This is a genomic window from Bacillus sp. SRB_331, assembly GCF_003264175.1.
Taxonomy (GTDB): domain Bacteria; phylum Bacillota; class Bacilli; order Bacillales; family Bacillaceae_G; genus Bacillus_A; species Bacillus_A mycoides.
The window spans coordinates 1-500 of the sequence record NZ_NADV01000081.1; the positions used below are offsets into that span (position 1 = coordinate 1).

The 500-nt window shown below is 32.2% G+C and carries 1 protein-coding gene; it reads left to right on the forward strand.

Annotated elements, in window-relative coordinates; genetic code table 11:
• Positions 1–40 precede the first annotated feature (40 nt).
• Positions 41–500: phospholipase C/P1 nuclease family protein (locus B5P42_RS30905; RefSeq protein WP_483295824.1), on the forward strand; the 460-nt coding region annotated here is incomplete at its 3' end.

Sequence of the window (500 nt, forward strand, 5' to 3'; positions counted from 1 at the left end):
ATTTGCATAAGAATCTTTATATTTAGAAAGGAATAAAAAAATGAAAAAATTCGCATCAACACTATGTATAGCTGGAGTGACTTTAACTATTTTAGGAGTATCTCCTCAAAGTAGCTATGCTCATCTTGATCAAATTGATTTAAATGAGAATGATCCTATTACTGCAGGATGGTCTGCAGAAGCTCCGTATCATTCTGATAAAAGCACACATTTATGGATTGCAAAACAAGCTATTGAAATTATGAAAACAGAATCTAATATTGAAGCAAATAAGCAGGCTGTGGACTTTTTAAATTATCCGCAATATAAAGATCTATTTTCTAAAGGATTATATGATGCAGATTATAATGCAGAGTTTAACGATGGTGGAACAGGAATAGGCGGCGTTTTTAAAGGCGGATGGAAATCTCATTTTTATGATCCTGATACTAAAGAAAATTATAGAGGAGAAACAAATCCAACGGCTCTTACACAAGGTAAGAAATACTTTTATGAATCTG